This is a genomic window from Kitasatospora sp. NPDC056531 (genome assembly GCF_042794375.1).
Classification (GTDB): Bacteria; Actinomycetota; Actinomycetes; order Streptomycetales; family Streptomycetaceae; genus Kitasatospora.
Genome location: NZ_JBHTTU010000387.1, coordinates 939 through 1,194 on the forward strand (window position 1 = coordinate 939; position 256 = coordinate 1,194).

Genomic DNA, 256 nt, shown 5'->3' on the forward strand with positions numbered 1-256 from the left:
TTTGGAGACCCCCCGAACCCCCCCCCCACCCCAACCGCCCCCTGTTCCCGGACCCCCAACCAAAACGCCCGGACCAGGTCGATGGGTGGGTCACCTCACGTCGGCCGTGGAGATGACCACCACCTTCGCCACCGAGCCGTCCTCGTCGACCGAGTCGCGCAGGTGCCGGAAGCCCAGCCGCTCGCACATCGCCAGGCTCGGGGTGTTCTCCGCGCCCACCAGGCCGTAGACCTCCTTGAGGCCGAGCTCGTCGGCG